Source organism: Rugamonas violacea (assembly GCF_016461825.1).
GTDB lineage: Bacteria > Pseudomonadota > Gammaproteobacteria > Burkholderiales > Burkholderiaceae_D > Rugamonas.
The window spans coordinates 124,861-139,156 of sequence record NZ_JAEMNU010000040.1; the positions used below are offsets into that span (position 1 = coordinate 124,861).

Sequence of the window (14,296 nt, forward strand, 5' to 3'; positions counted from 1 at the left end):
AGCTCTCCGCCTCCGGGTGGTTTTGCCGCCGCCGGCGCCTTGACCGTCAGTCCAACCCTTTTGAAAAAACCGGAGCCCGCCATGAACGACGCCGACCTGCGCCAGCAATGCCACACCGCCCTGCCGGGCCACCGCCAGTTGACGCCGGCGCAAAGCTTCGCCGCCATGGCCGCCTGGTGCGAGGCCAACGCCGTCAGCCACGACACCTATGGCGAGGGCACGCTGATCCAGGAGTTCGAGCGCAAGGTCGCCGGCCTGCTCGGCTTCGAGGCGGCCACCTTCTGCATCACCGGCACCATGACCCAGGTGACGGCGCTGCGCCTGGCCTGCGCCGAACGCGGCAGCCGCCTGGTGGCGCTGCACCCGACCGCCCACATCTTCCGCCACGAGCGCGGCAACCACCATCTGCTCGACCACTTCCAGGCGCTGCAGATCGGCGACCAGCACCGGCCGTGGACGCTGGACGAGCTGCGCGCCATCCCCGACCCGCTGGGCGCCGCCGCCATCGAGATCCCGGCGCGCGAGATCGGCGGCCAGTGCCCCAGCTGGGAAGAACTGAACGAGATCAAGGACCACTGCCGCTCGCACAACATCCACCTGCACATGGACGGCGCCCGCCTGTGGGAGAGCGCCGCCGGCTTCGGCCGCACGCCGCAGGAGATCGCCGCCGGCTTCGACTCGGTCTACGTCTCGCTGTACAAGGGCATCGGCGGCATGGGCGGCGCCATGCTGGCCGGCAGCGCCGACTTCGTCGCCAAGGCGCAGGAATGGTTCCGCCGCCAGGGCGGCAACCTGGTGCACCGCACGCCCTACGTGGTGGCCGCCGCCATGCAGTTCGACGCCCGCCTGGCCGCCATGCCCGACTACTTCCGCCGCACCGAGTGGCTGTACGCGCAGCTGCGCGACTTTCCGCTGCTGACGCCGAACCCGGCGCGGCCGCAGGCCAACATGCTGCACCTGCACCTGCCGGTCCCGCGCGAGCGCGCCAACGAGATCCGCAACCAGATCGCCGCCGAACACGGCGTCTGGCTGTTCAACCGCGCCAACCACGGCGCCCTGAGCGGCCATAGCGTGGTCGAGCTCTACGTCGGCGACAACCTCCTGACGCTGGCCGACGCGCGGCTGCGCGAGATCCTCACGCTGTGGACCGCCGCGCTGTCCAAGTCGGCGCCCAACTAATCCAGCAGAAGCGGCCGCCAGCGGCTACACTGCGCCCTTTTTCAGAATTCAGAATCCACACCATGAGCTTCCAATCCCTCGGCCTGATCGATCCCATCCAGCGCACGCTCGACGCGCTGGGCTACACCGAGGCGACGCCGGTGCAAACCCAGGCGATTCCCGCCGTGCTGGCTGGCCGCGACCTGATGGCCGCCGCCCAAACCGGCACCGGCAAGACCGCCGGCTTCGCCCTGCCCATCCTGCAGCGGCTGACGATGGACGGCGTGGTGGCGCCGCAATCGGTGCGCTGCCTGGTGTTGGTGCCCACCCGCGAGCTGGCCGAGCAGGTCTATGACAGCTTCCGCCGCTACGGCGGCAACCTGCCGCTGCGCTTCTATGTGGCGTATGGCGGCGTGGCGATCGAACCGCAGATCAGCAAACTGCGCAAGGGCCTCGACGTGCTGGTGGCCACGCCCGGCCGCCTGCTCGACCTGTACGGCCAGGGTGTGCTCAATTTCGACTCGCTGCAAACGCTGGTGCTCGACGAGGCCGACCGCATGCTCGACCTGGGCTTTTCGCGCGAGCTGAACGCCGTCTTCGACGCCCTGCCCAAGCAGCGCCAGACCTTGCTGTTCTCGGCCACCTTCTCCGACGCGATTCGCGCGCTGGCCGGCGGCCTGCTCAACAACCCGGTGCAGATCCAGGTCAGCCCGCGCAACACCGCCACCAAGACCGTCAAGCAGTGGCTCATTACCACCGACAAGCGGCGCAAGGCCGAGCTGTTCCTGCACCTGTTGAAACAGCGGCGCTGGGGCCAGGTGCTGGTGTTCGTCAAGACCCGCAAGGGCGTCGACGCGCTGGTCAAAGTCCTGCTGGAACAAGGCGTGACGGCCGACGCCATCCACGGCGACAAGACCCAGCCGGCCCGCCTGCGCGCGTTGGACCGCTTCAAGACGGCGCAGGTGCAGGTGCTGGTGGCCACCGACGTGGCCGCGCGCGGCCTCGATATCGACGCGCTGCCGCAGGTGGTCAACTTTGATCTGCCGACCGTGGCCGAGGACTACATCCACCGCATCGGCCGCACCGGCCGCGCCGGCGCCGAGGGCGAAGCCGTCTCGCTGGTTTGCGCCGACGAGGTCGACCTGCTGGCCGAGATCGAAAAGCTGACCCGCCAGGTGATCCGCCGCGAGGAGGAGCCCGGCTTTGAGGCCGACCACCGCGTGCCGGAGACCGGTCCGGCCGGCGCCGCCGCCGCGGCCGCCGCCAAGGAGGCCAAGGAGGCCACGAGCAAGAAGAAGCGCCCGTTCACCGGAGCGCCCGGCGGCAAGGCAGCGCTGGCCGGCGGCCATCCAGGGCTATCCAGCGCCACGCCAGTGGCCGGCCTGGGCGGCCAGGCTGGCAAGTCCGGTAAATTCAGCGCCGGGGCCACGTCACGCCACGGCGGCCAAGGCGGACAAGGTGGACAAGGTGCCGGCAAGCCAGTACCGAAGGGCGCCGTGTTCGTCACCGCCGGCCGGGGGCCAAAATCGACCGCCCGCGCGGCAGCGCAGCCGGCGGCCCGCAAAGCCGCCAAGCCGGGCGGGCGCGGGCGCTAAACCGGATCGCCATCGCCCGGCGCGCTAAGCGCCGTCGTTGCCGCGTAGGCGGCAACCCATGCCACGCCAGTGCACTCGGCGCCGTCGTTGCCGCGCAGGCGGCAACCCATTCCACGCCAGTGCACTCAACGCCGTCGTTGCCGCATAGGCGGCAACCCATTCCACGCCAGTGCACTCAACGCCGTCGTTGCCGCGCAGGCGGCAACCCATTCCACGCCGCTGCACTCAGCGCCGTCGTTGCCGCGCAGGCGGCAACCCATGCCACGCCGGCATAGCGCCGCAGCCTGCCATAAGCTGCGGCCCCTCTCGCTCGGCATGGGTCCCCGCATTCGCGAGGACGACGGGGGCCTGCTACAATCTACCCTTTCAAGGCGCCCCCTGCGGCGCCCGTTCCACGTTGGAGTAACACATGCAGCAATACCAGGATTTGATCAAAACCGTTCTTGAAACCGGCAGCTGGCAGGACAACCGCACCGGCATCCGCACCCTCTCCGTGCCCGGCGCGATGATGCGCTTCGACCTGCTCAACGACGGCTTCCCCGCCGTGACGACGAAGAAGCTGGCCTTCAAATCGGTGGTCGGCGAACTGTGCGCCTTCCTGCGCGCCTCGCGCAGCGCGGCCGACTTCCGCGCCCTCGGCTGCAAGGTGTGGGACCAGAACGCCAACGAGAACCAGCAATGGCTGGACAACCCCTACCGCATGGGCGAGGACGACCTCGGTCCGGTCTACGGCGTGCAATGGCGCGGCTGGCCCGGCTACAAGCTGATCGAAGCGGACCAGCCGGCGCAGATCGCCGACGCGCAGTTGAACGGCTTCCGCCTGGTCGCCCCCATCGACGACGAGGGCGTCAAGAAGGTCCTGCTGTACAAGGCCATCGACCAGTTGCGCGAATGCCTGGACACCATCGTCAACAACCCGGGCAGCCGGCGCATCCTGTTCCACGGCTGGAATCCGGCCGACCTGGACGCCGTCGCCCTGCCCGCCTGCCATCTGCTGTACCAGTTCATCCCCAACGCCGGCACGCGCGAGCTGTCGCTCTGCCTCTACGTGCGCAGCAACGACATCGGCTTGGGCACGCCGTTCAACCTGGCCGAAGGCGCCGCCCTGCTGCATCTGGTGGCGCGCCTGACCGGCTACACGCCGCGCTGGTTCACCTACTTCATCGGCGACGCGCACATCTACGAGAACCATCTGGACATGGTCAAGGAACAGCTGACCCGCGCGCCCTTCCCGGCGCCGCAGTTCGTCATCGCCGACCGCGTGCCGGAATTCGCCAAGACCGGCAAGTACGAGCCGGAGTGGCTGGAGAAGATCGAACCGTCGGACTTTTCGCTGGTGGGCTATCAACACCATGCGCCGATCACGGCGCCGATGGCGGTGTGACGTCAGCTATTGACTAAGATTTAAATCGAGGCATGCCGCGATTCCGCGGCATGCCTCGCGTTTCACCTTCTGTTATTCCAACTGCGGATCATCACTCCGCCCGCGTGTACGTCAACCAGGGTTCGCGGTCGACGTCGTAACGCTGCAACCCCACCACCTTGCCATCCTTGAACGCGAATTCGAGACGCGCGTCGTCGTTGTCGTCGAAGAAGAAGACGTTGGACGAGACGGGATGGATTTTGCTCGGCGGGAAACCCGGCACCTCGCTGAACAATTGCCCGTCCGCATAGCTGATGGTGCGCGCCTTGCCATGGTCATCGTAGCGGCCGATCAGCGGCGCCGCGCCCGCCGGCGCCAGCGCCTTCTTCTGCAAGGCGGCCAGCGCCTCGCTCCACAGGGCAATGTCGGCGTTGCTGGAGAAGAAGCTGCCGGCGGCATAGCCAAGGCTCGGGCTGATGTAATGCGCCGGGATCGGACCTTCCTCGTAAGGCGAGGCCTGGCCGGCGATGACGCCATGTTCGACGTCGAAATAAGTGTGTTTCATGCCGAGCGGCCGCAGGAATTGCTCGCTGATGTATTTGTCATAAGGCATGCCGCCCAGCTTGGCGATGACCATGCCGAGGATGCTGTAGTTGACGCTGGCGTACTAATAGCGCGCGCCGGGCGCCGCAAGCAGCTCGCGCTTGGCGGCGTGGGCCGGAACGTTGGCCAGGGCGAATGCGCCGATGGCGCACAAGGCGAGCGCGAGCGCCGATCTGTTAATTTGATGCATAGTCGATTCCCAAAGCAAAATGGTCGGTCGTCAACAATCCTTCGCCGGCGCACGCACCTACGCACGCAAGCCGAAAAAGTGATTTTTGACAGCGAATTACTGGGTAAAGTTCATGTCAATGTTATGAACTTAGCAGCGGATGATGCCGCATATTTTGCGAGACAGCGACTATTTTTTTGTAATGCAGCCGCAGCCGCCCATTGCCGGCGCGCCACGCTAAGGGGCGGCGATGACAAAGCGGTGTTTGCCGTCGCGCTTGGCCATGTACATGGCGTTGTCCGCCTTGCTCAGCAAGGTTTCGTAAGTGCCGGCCGACTCCGGATACTCGGCAACGCCGATGCTGGCGGAAATTTGCAAGCTGACTGCGCCGATGGCATACGGCGCCGACAGGCAATCGACCAGCTTGCCGGCGATGGCGGCGGCGCCCGCCATGCCCGGCTGAACCAACACCACCGCAAACTCGTCGCCGCCCAGCCGCGCGGCCAAGTCGCATTCGCGGATATTCGCCAGCAGGCTCGCGGCCACGGCGACCAGCAGCGCGTCGCCGGCCTCGTGGCCGTGCGTGTCGTTGACCAATTTGAAGCCGTCCAGGTCGATGTAGAGCACGGCGAGGTTGCCGCCGTTGCGCCGGGCAAGCATCAAGTGCTGGCGGGTGATCTCGTTGAACAGGGCGCGATTGGCCAGGCCGGTCAACGCATCGTGCTGTGCCTCGTGCTGCACCGAGGCCAGAATCGTCGACGCCTTGGTCAGCGCCCGGCCCACCGCGTCGGCCTCGATCAGGCCGAGTGGCGGAACCGTCACCCTGGCGCCGTTGCCCAGCGCCAGCGCCGGTTCGGTCAGCGCGTAGATCGAGCGCGCGATGGATCTGCCGATACACCAGGCAAGCGCCAGGCTGCTGACCAGAAGCAGCGCCAACGCCAGCATCAGCCACCAGAGCGAACTGAGCAAGGCGTCGGTGAAATGCTTGGTCGGAATGCCAATCGCCACCGTCCAGTTGGACACCGACGAACGGCTGAACGCGGCGATCACCGGACGGTCGTCGTAGGCCTTGATCTCGATCGCCCCCTCGCCGCTTTCGGCCAGACGCTTGAGCAGGCGCGCCGGCCCTTTCTTGCCGACGAAGCGCGCCATGTCGTGGCTGCGCGCCACCACGGTGCCGACGCTGTCGAAGATGGTGACGATCCAGTCCGACGGCAGTTGCGGCCGGGCGAGTATGTTCGACAGCCGCGCCGAAAATATGCTGGCGCTGATCTGGTGGGTGATCGTCTTGGCCCGCCAGACCGGCACGCCGATGGTGATGAGGGGCTCGCGGTTCAGGTCGCCAATGAAGAAATCCGAAATGACCGGCCGCCCGGTGGCGAAAATCCGCTGCGCCTGCGCCGCATGGTCATACACGGGCAGCGACTCGCCATAGGGCCGGCGCGTATCGATCAGTTGCTGGCCGCTGGCGTCGGACAAGGTGATCGCATTGGCGTGGAGCTCCCGCAACACCTCCACCGCCTGCCCGTAGAAGTCCATGTAGTTGCTGATCGGCAGATTGCGCGACGTCGCCAACACTTGCAATGCCGATTCCACGCTGGCCAGGTCCTTGTCCACCAGCGCATTCATCGAGCGCGCCGTGGCCACGGCGTTGCTGAGCAGTTGCGCCTGTCCCCGGTGGTAGTCGTAGAAGACGAAGGCCATCGCCATCAGCGAGACCGGCAGGACGCAGCCCATGACCAGGAACACCAGGCGCGAGCGTATCGTCGGCGGGATCACCACGAACACCGAGACGATCAGGGTGGTGATGAGGATGAGCAAGGTCAGCCCGCCGATGGTGCCGGCGATCCAGGCGCTGTTCATCGGCTGGGAATTGGCCAGGCAAACGGCGCCGTTGGCGTAGCGCGCGGCGGCCATGCCGGCGTAGTGCATGCCGCCCAGCGCGGCGCCGATGGACAGCGCGTCGACGCATTTGCGCCACAGCGGCGCCAACACGCCGCCGTGGTGCGATTGGAAGGCGATCCAGATGCCGGCGGTCGCGCCGGCGCAGGCGATCAGCACGGACAACAGGAAAAACAGCGGCTCGTAGTCGATACGCGGCTGCATGCGCATCGCCTCCATGCCGAGGTAGTGCATCGTCGCGATGCCGGCGCCGACCAGCGGGCCGACCATCGCCAGGCGGCGCAGGCTGAGGCGGTCGAGACTGGCCGTGTGCAGCGCCAGTGTCGCCGCGAGCAAGGCCAGCAGCAGCGAACAGGCGGTGATGGGCAGGTCGTACGACATCGAGATCGGCAGCGAAAAGGCCAGCATGCCGATGAAATGCATGGCCCAGATTCCCGTGCCGATCGACAGCGCGCCGCCGGCCAGCCAGAAGCGCGCCGCCCGCCGGCCCCGCGTGGCGGCGACACGCGGCGCCAGGTCGAACCAGACGAAGGCGGTAATCACCGCGATGACGAGGGAAAAGCTGATCAAACCGGGATCGTAGCTGCCTTGCATCGCCTATTCCCCTTTGTCAGCCCGCCGCGCCGGCATCACTTGCAGTCGGTTTGAAGGTATTGCCGCACATGCTTGGCGTCGATCGAACGCCAGATGGTTTCCTTCGACAGCGGCTGGCTGAAGGACTTGGTTTCAAACATCACCTCGGCGGCGACCCTGAGCTTTTCCGCCAGGCCGCCGTCCTCGTTGGTCAGCGACCACGCCGAGCCCGCCGCCAACTGCGACGGTATCGACGGCACGGCCAGCGTCTCGTAGGATTCCTTGGCCAGCTTGTAGCTGAGTCCCAACTCTTTTTGGATCGCGCGGATCGCCATCTCGGGGTCGCGCCGCCCCGCCGCCAAGGCCAAAGCGTGCACCTTCACCATCTTGCAGCCGACCGAGGGATGGCGCTCCAGAAACGCCGGCCGCATTGCCACCGTCGAGGCGCACACGCCGCCGCCGGCAACGAAATCCCGGTCGCTGGCGACGATCTTGAAGCCGGCGTCGCGCAATTGCAGATCCCACGGCCCCCATATGAAGGCGGTGTCGATCTGGCCGTTGCGCAAGGCGCCCAGCAACAGGTTGGGGGCCAGATTGGACACCTTGAGCGCGCCGACCGGCAGGCGGGCTTTCTTGGCGGCCAGCACGGCGGACACTTCGCCGCAGGTGCCGCCGGGCGCGCCGATCGCCTTGGACTTCTTCAGATCGGCGACGCCATGGATGCCGGCGCGCGGGTCGACCACCATGCTCATTTGACTCGACGTGTCGATGGCGACCAGGATGAAGCGCAAGGGGATGTCCTTGCCCAGCATGAACAAGGTCGCCAGGCCGGTCCAGGCCACGTCCAGGCTGCCGTTCTTCATTCCCTCCATCAAGGGCGCGCCCGTGGTGAAGGCGCTGAAACGCGGTTCCAGGCCGACTTGCTCGAACAGTTTCAAATCGCGGGCAACATACAGCGGCCAATAGTTCGCCCGTGGGTAGCCGATATTGACGGCAATCGGCGCCGGCGTCGCGGCGGGCCGGCCAAGCTCGGGCTCGCCAGCCGCCGCCGCGCCGGACACGGCCCAGGCGACAAGGACAGACATGGCCCATGCGAGGCACTTGAACGCCATGCTCATTTGCACTCCCCCGATGCGCCACAGTCGGGAACTCGGCGCCCGTCCCGGTCGCCGCGCGGAGTCCGCCGCCGCGCACCGATCACTCCGCCGAAACCAAGCCCCTGCAACAATTGGATAGATTTGGATAGTATTGCATGTTTGTACTTGCGGAGGCGGCCGCCCCGAACAATTTGCTGACCCGCGCAACGACGTTTCCCATGGGAATTTTGTGGCCCGGCGGGCCGCCGGCCGGCCCGTGTCGCGGTTTTCATTTCGCTTGCGGCGCCGATGCCAGAATAACAACGACGTCCGGCCCCGCACGGACTAAAAAGATATAATTGACAACTAATTTCCGTTGGATTGCCACTCGGCGCGCCTCAGTCCCGACGAAATATTTTCCCTTGGGCGTCCGAAGGTGTTCTATGAAAACCTGTCCGTTCTGCAAAGAGCTTGTCCACTTGGAAGCGATCAAGTGCAAATACTGCCAGTCGATGCTGCTGTCATCTTCTTGGCCTGATCAACGAGCACCTCCCCCCCCCCCCATGCGAACATTGCATGGAATCGCGATCTGGTCTTTCGGGTGCTATCAAGAACCCCCAATAACTGGGATAAAAGGACCGTCGAAGCGAATGTATTCCAAAAGGCGACGCACCAAGATCTGCCGCCATACCGCGACTTCGACCCCACATCCATCATGAGCATGACCTTTGTTCCCGCATGGACGGGCGGCATCGCGATGGGCGGCAACGGCCAGTTGTCCGACAGCGACAAGTCGTTTATTGCCAAACGCTATCCCAAATGACGCGGCGCCTTTCACCTGATCGTCTCCAGCGCTGCGGCGCCGCCGTCCCTGCCGGTACCGGCCGGCCCCGTTCTGATTGAACCAAACGGCTCCCTGCCGATCCAAAACTTGGGCGTGGCGAAGGGCGGTGGCCGCTCGAAATTCAGGCATACGATTTCCAACCATTACCCTTCGCTTCCCATTGACAACATGGAGTGCTTGGCACGTGACAATACGAGAGATTTGCTCTCGAATTTACGCGCAGAATTGTCGTTCTTCGCTCCGCCACCCGCTTGTTCGCGTCAACGGCAGACCCGGCGCCAACGGCTGGCGCCGTCGCTGGTCCGCCCAATTCCCTCGCGGCAAATCGCGCCTGATGGCCGGCGAGGATTTCTTGTCCTCTTCACTCTTCACTATTCACATATGGAGGCAGCATGAGCACGACACAGCAAACCCAATACACGGCGTCACACGATCTTCATCAATGCGCCCTGAAACCGATACCCAAGCGCACATTCGAAGGCAAGGTTTCCTTCGATCGGCAGGAAATCATGCTGGAAACGGAAAAATACTGGGCCAACGGAACGGCACTCAAGTACTACTTTTACACCGCAGCCGGCAAGGCGTCCGACGTCAACGGCGAACTGGATCTGGTGCGCAGCGCCTTCGACGCCTGGAAAAACATCGGCATCGGCCTCAGCTTCAAGGAAACCACGGCACCCGACGAAGCCCACATCCGCATCGCCTTCATGCGCGGCGAGGGCTCCTGGTCTTACATCGGGCGCGATTGCCTGGGTATTCCGACCAGCGACCCGACGATGAATTTCGGCTGGAACCTGTTGACGGACCCGCGCACCGTCGGCGTGGCGATACACGAAATCGGCCACGCCATCGGCCTGCCGCACGAGCATCAGAATCCCAACGCGGGCATCGTGTGGAACGAGCAAGCCGTGATCAGCGCCTTCTCCCGGCCGCCCAACAACTGGGACGAGGCGACAATCCGCAACAATATCCTCAACAAGTACACCAGCGGGAAAATCCAGGGCTCGGAATGGGATCCCCGTTCCATCATGGAATACGCCTTCGAAGAGGGGCTGATCCAGTTGCCCAAGCCCTACGATGTCGAAGGCATCCACCCGCCCGGCAACAAACTGTCGGACATCGACATCGCCTGGACCCAGCGCTTCTATCCGGCCCTGACGGAAGCCGATCTGCCCGAACTGCACATTGGCGCGTCGGAACCGCTGGACCTGGACCACGGCGAGCAGCGCAGTTTCAAGTTTTCCCCGAAGTGCACGCGGCAGTACGAGCTGCGCACCTTCGGCGAATGCGATGGGGTGCTGGTGGTGTTCGAACAGCATGCCGCCGACGGCGGCGAATTCCTGATCGGCCAGGACGACAGCGGCAAGGAAGACAATGCCCATCTCAAGCTGCGGCTTGAAAAGAACAAGACCTACCACATCAACTTCCGCATGCTGTTCCGCAACGCCGACGCCACCCCGTCCATCATGCTCTGGTAATCCGGGAATGGCGGCGCGCGCCGGCCGGTGACATTTTTCCGGCCGGCATTTCATGATGTTGTCACATGAAAAACATAGGATGCATTCCTATTCTCTTAGGAGCTTCTATGACTTCCATACTCTCGCGCCGCCGCTTCCTCTCGCAGGGCGGCATCCTGGTCGGCGGCACCGCCCTGTCCGGTTCCGCCCTGCTCAGTGCTTGCGGCGGCGACTCGTCGCCGGCCGCGCCGGCCGTCATCATCAGCGACAAGGACCGGCCCAAGCTGCTGTCCGGCATCCAGTTCGGCGACGTCACCTCGAACCAGGCCATCGTCTGGAGCCGCAGCGACCGCAACGCGCAGATGATCGTCGAGTACGACACCAGCGACAAGTTCAGCAACCCCAGCCGCATCGTCGGCCCCACCGCCACCGAGGCGACCGACTTCACCAGCCGCGTCGACCTGAGCGGCCTGCCGGCCGGCCAGACGCTCAACGTGCGGGTGCGCTACGTCGACACCAGCGACGGCCGCATCGAGAGCGAGGTGCTGTCCGGCCAGTTCCGCACCGCGCCCGATGCCAGCAGCAACAAGCCGGTGCGCTTCCACTGGAGCGGCGACAACGCCGGCCAGGGCTGGGGCATCAACACCGAGTTCGGCGGCGTCAAGATCTACGAGGCGATGCGCAAGCGCGACCCGGACTTCTTCATCCACAGCGGCGACACCATCTACGCCGACGGCCCGATCCAGGCCGAGACCCTGGCCGAGAACGGCAAGATCTGGAAGAGCCTCGTCACCGAAGAGGTCAGCAAGGTGGCCGAGACGCTGAAGGAGTACCGTGGCCGCCACGCCTACAACACGCTGGACCTGAACTACCGCAAGTTCGCCGCCCAGGTGCCGCAGTTGTGGCAGTGGGACGACCACGAGGTGGTCAACAACTACAGCGGCTCGAAGGACCTGTCGGCCGACGCCCGCTACAAGGAAAAGAACGTCGCCACCTTGGCGGCGCGCGGCCAGCGCGCCTTCCTCGAATACGCGCCGATGCGCTATTTCAAGCAGTCCGAGCCGCAGCGCATCTACCGCAGCGTTTCCTACGGCCCCCTGCTCGACGTGTTCGTGCTGGACATGCGCAGCTATCGCGGCCCCAACTCGGCCAACCGCCAAACGGTCGAGGACGCCAGCAGCGCCTACCTGGGACCGGCGCAGATCGACTGGCTGATCGGCGAGCTGAAGGCGTCCAAGGCGACGTGGAAGGTGATCGCCGCCGACATGCCGCTGAGCCTGTACGTGCCGGACGGCACCGAGGCGAACGGCGCGACGCGCTGGGAAGCCAGCGCCAACGGCGACGACGGCCCGGCGTCCGGGCGCGAACTGGAAATCGCCCGCCTGCTCAAAGCCATCAAGGCGATCAAGAACGTCACCTGGATCACCGCCGACGTGCACTACTGCGCGGCGCACTACTACGATCCGGCCAAGGCCAGCTTCACCGACTTCGCGCCGTTCTGGGAATTCGTCGCCGGGCCGATGAACGCCGGCGCCTTCGGCCCGAACAAGCTGGACATGACCTTCGGCCCGACCGAGGTGTTCGCCAAGGCGCCGAAAATCGCCAACTCTTCGCCGTTCGCCGGCTACCAGTTCTTCGGCGAGGTCACCATCGACCCGCAGTCGAAGGCCATGACGGTCGAGCTGCTGGACCTGGACGGCGTGTCGCAGTTTAGGAAGACCTTGGAGCCGCAGGCTGTCTAAGGGCCAAGTCGAAGGCAGGGGCGGCTGGACGCGGACTGGAGTTGCCGATGCCGCGCCCGCCGCATGTTTCCTGTACGCCTTGACTGGATAAGTTCGCCTTCCGCACCTTGCAAATGCCGCGTTCTGCATGCTTTTACCAACCCTCCAGAACGTAAAGTAAGTATTTAGGCGGCGTAGCGGCATTCCTGTTGCTAAAAGAACGATTTGACCATCGCCGGCAATTTCTGAATACGGCGCAAGGCGCCGAGGGCGAGTTTTTTCATCCCGTCTTTGTCTTGCACGAATTGCTTACTGACTTGGCGCGTCACGTGTGCCCAGACCTGCTCGTCGGGATTGAGGTGTGGCGAGTACGGCGGCAGGTAGGACAGTTTGAGTGCGCCGTCGAGGCTGTCGACGTATTGCCTCACGAGCTTGGCCTTGTGAATGGAGTGGCCGTCCACGACAACGAACACGGCCTTGGTTGCTCCGACCATCAAGCGCTTGAGAAACTCCTTGAACACGGCCGCGTCCACGGTGCCCTCATGAATCATGAAACGAAAGTCGCCGCGCGGACTCACCGCCTAAATCATGTTGAAGGAGACGCGGCGTCCGGCCACCTCGACGACCGGCGTTTCGCCAACCGGAGCCCAAGTGATGCCGGTATGGTAGTCAGAACGGATGCCGGCCTCGTCGGCGAAGTAGATGTTGGTGCCGGCGGCCTTCGCTTCGGCCTTGATGGCCGGATAGGTCTCGGCCTACCACTTCTGGACCAGCAGCGGATCCTGCTGCCAGGCCTGATACAGCGGCTTCTGCACGGAAAAACCCCGCAGCTTCATGACGCGCGGGACCGCCTCCAACCACAAGGACTTGCCGAACTGGCGGTTGATCAACTCGCGCATCAGCGACAGCGTCCGCAGGCCAAACTCGAACTTGAACTGTTGCGGTGTCTTGTTCTTCACGGCCTGCGCAATCCACCGCATTTCCTCGGCAGTGACCTTCGGCGGTCGGCCCGGGATCGGCTTGGCGAGCAAGGCGTTCTGGCCGCCTTCGGCGAACTTGGCCAGCCATCGGAAAACAGTGGTGACGCTCAAGCCGTAGGCGGCGGCCACGCTCGCCGCCGTCTGGCCTTCGCGCACCGCTTTGATCGCTTGTTGGCGCATGACCTGGAGCGCGTGGTGGTCCAGTTTGCAGCCGTCGGAAGTTCGTTTGCATTTCATGCAGCCATTATATTACGAACTTACGTTACTTTCTAGAAGGTTAGTATCAGCGGCGAAAAATGGATTCCAAGTTTTGACCGATATAACCAGCAATCACGATATTAGCCCAACTTACCATATTAGCTGCGGCGTGCATGCCGTAGATTGAAATCAGTTCATATAAAATAAAAACTATTGGAAGAAACAATATAAACACGACTATTAGTGAATCAGAATTACTCCTTGCAACATTATCAATGCTGACGGCGTTTCTCTGACCATGGCGCGTGACCAGCGTCGCTCCTGCGAATGAAGCACCCAAGGCAAAGGAGCTCCACAATATGGCTTCCATTAAAGCCGAACTTGAAACTATTGATGAATACGCCGAAGTTCCCACAGTGTAGCACCCGATATTCATAAACAACATTAAGCGATTTAAATGCATCGTCGTCATAGTCCAACCTCTTCATAATAGAGTGCATGGCCAGTCACGACGGGCCATGCTAATAGCGAAATTTATCGAAAATTAAACCGTATGAGCCTCGCTAGCTGTTTAGATTCGTGTGATTATGCACCTTTCCGTAGCTGGCCCCTCTTCAAGGCACGGCACGTTTTGAGTACACTTATCCATCCCAACGA

At 63.9% G+C, this 14,296-nt stretch carries 9 protein-coding genes and 2 pseudogenes; 5 read left to right on the forward strand and 6 right to left on the reverse strand.

Annotated features, from left to right (window positions below):
- The first annotated feature begins 81 nt into the window (after positions 1–81).
- From H7U20_RS09955 to H7U20_RS09965, 3 genes are all read left to right on the forward strand, one after another.
- Positions 82–1,179 (forward strand): threonine aldolase family protein, encoded by a 1,098-nt coding sequence (locus H7U20_RS09955; protein ID WP_199758997.1) that lies wholly within the window; start codon positions 82–84, stop codon positions 1,177–1,179.
- Positions 1,180–1,241: 62 nt separating this feature from the next.
- Entirely contained in the window at positions 1,242–2,753 is a 1,512-nt protein-coding gene (locus H7U20_RS09960; RefSeq protein ID WP_199758998.1) for a DEAD/DEAH box helicase, read from the forward strand.
- 409 nt (positions 2,754–3,162) lie between these two features.
- Positions 3,163–4,137, forward strand: a complete 975-nt coding sequence (locus H7U20_RS09965; protein ID WP_199758999.1) for a thymidylate synthase — start codon at positions 3,163–3,165, stop codon at positions 4,135–4,137.
- A 91-nt stretch (positions 4,138–4,228) separates the two neighbouring features.
- On the opposite strand, the pseudogene H7U20_RS09970 reads toward H7U20_RS09965, so the two are convergent.
- From H7U20_RS09970 to H7U20_RS09980, 4 genes and pseudogenes are all read right to left on the reverse strand, one after another.
- Positions 4,229–4,771 (reverse strand): annotated as a pseudogene (locus H7U20_RS09970) (serine hydrolase); the annotation flags it as partial.
- Positions 4,772–4,783: 12 nt separating this feature from the next.
- On the reverse strand, positions 4,784–4,909 hold the full coding sequence (locus H7U20_RS30645) for a hypothetical protein (protein ID WP_255522626.1): 126 nt from the start codon (positions 4,907–4,909) through the stop codon (positions 4,784–4,786).
- Between the two features lie 216 nt (positions 4,910–5,125).
- Complete coding sequence (locus H7U20_RS09975) at positions 5,126–7,384, reverse strand: diguanylate cyclase domain-containing protein (RefSeq protein ID WP_199759001.1); 2,259 nt, start codon at positions 7,382–7,384, stop codon at positions 5,126–5,128.
- A 35-nt stretch (positions 7,385–7,419) separates the two neighbouring features.
- Positions 7,420–8,448 carry an ABC transporter substrate-binding protein gene (locus H7U20_RS09980; RefSeq protein WP_199759002.1) on the reverse strand — a complete coding sequence of 343 codons (1,029 nt, stop codon included), beginning with the start codon at positions 8,446–8,448 and terminating at the stop codon, positions 7,420–7,422.
- 1,227 nt (positions 8,449–9,675) lie between these two features.
- On the opposite strand from H7U20_RS09980, the gene H7U20_RS09985 reads away from it, so the two are divergent.
- Both H7U20_RS09985 and H7U20_RS09990 read left to right on the forward strand, forming a co-directional pair.
- Positions 9,676–10,761, forward strand: coding sequence for a M12 family metallopeptidase (locus H7U20_RS09985; protein ID WP_199759003.1), 1,086 nt, complete (start codon positions 9,676–9,678; stop codon positions 10,759–10,761).
- Between the two features lie 107 nt (positions 10,762–10,868).
- Entirely contained in the window at positions 10,869–12,482 is a 1,614-nt protein-coding gene (locus tag H7U20_RS09990; RefSeq protein ID WP_199759004.1) for an alkaline phosphatase D family protein, read from the forward strand.
- Positions 12,483–12,673: 191 nt separating this feature from the next.
- Here H7U20_RS09990 and H7U20_RS09995 read toward each other — a convergent pair.
- Positions 12,674–13,678 (reverse strand): annotated as a pseudogene (locus H7U20_RS09995) (IS630 family transposase).
- 46 nt (positions 13,679–13,724) lie between these two features.
- Positions 13,725–14,111, reverse strand: coding sequence for a hypothetical protein (locus H7U20_RS10000; RefSeq protein ID WP_199759005.1), 387 nt, complete (start codon positions 14,109–14,111; stop codon positions 13,725–13,727).
- Positions 14,112–14,296 lie beyond the last annotated feature (185 nt).

Bases quoted from the DNA above. Each gene is read 5' to 3' on its own strand.
- H7U20_RS30645 (WP_255522626.1), bottom strand. From the start codon at position 4,909: ATGCATCAAATTAACAGATCGGCGCTCGCGCTCGCCTTGTGCGCCATC.
- H7U20_RS09975 (WP_199759001.1), bottom strand. From the start codon at position 7,384: ATGCAAGGCAGCTACGATCCCGGTTTGATCAGCTTTTCCCTCGTCATC.
- H7U20_RS10000 (WP_199759005.1), bottom strand. From the start codon at position 14,111: ATGACGACGATGCATTTAAATCGCTTAATGTTGTTTATGAATATCGGG.
- H7U20_RS09955 (WP_199758997.1), top strand. From the start codon at position 82: ATGAACGACGCCGACCTGCGCCAGCAATGCCACACCGCCCTGCCGGGC.
- H7U20_RS09965 (WP_199758999.1), top strand. From the start codon at position 3,163: ATGCAGCAATACCAGGATTTGATCAAAACCGTTCTTGAAACCGGCAGC.
- H7U20_RS09980 (WP_199759002.1), bottom strand. From the start codon at position 8,448: ATGTCTGTCCTTGTCGCCTGGGCCGTGTCCGGCGCGGCGGCGGCTGGC.
- H7U20_RS09990 (WP_199759004.1), top strand. From the start codon at position 10,869: ATGACTTCCATACTCTCGCGCCGCCGCTTCCTCTCGCAGGGCGGCATC.
- H7U20_RS09960 (WP_199758998.1), top strand. From the start codon at position 1,242: ATGAGCTTCCAATCCCTCGGCCTGATCGATCCCATCCAGCGCACGCTC.
- H7U20_RS09985 (WP_199759003.1), top strand. From the start codon at position 9,676: ATGAGCACGACACAGCAAACCCAATACACGGCGTCACACGATCTTCAT.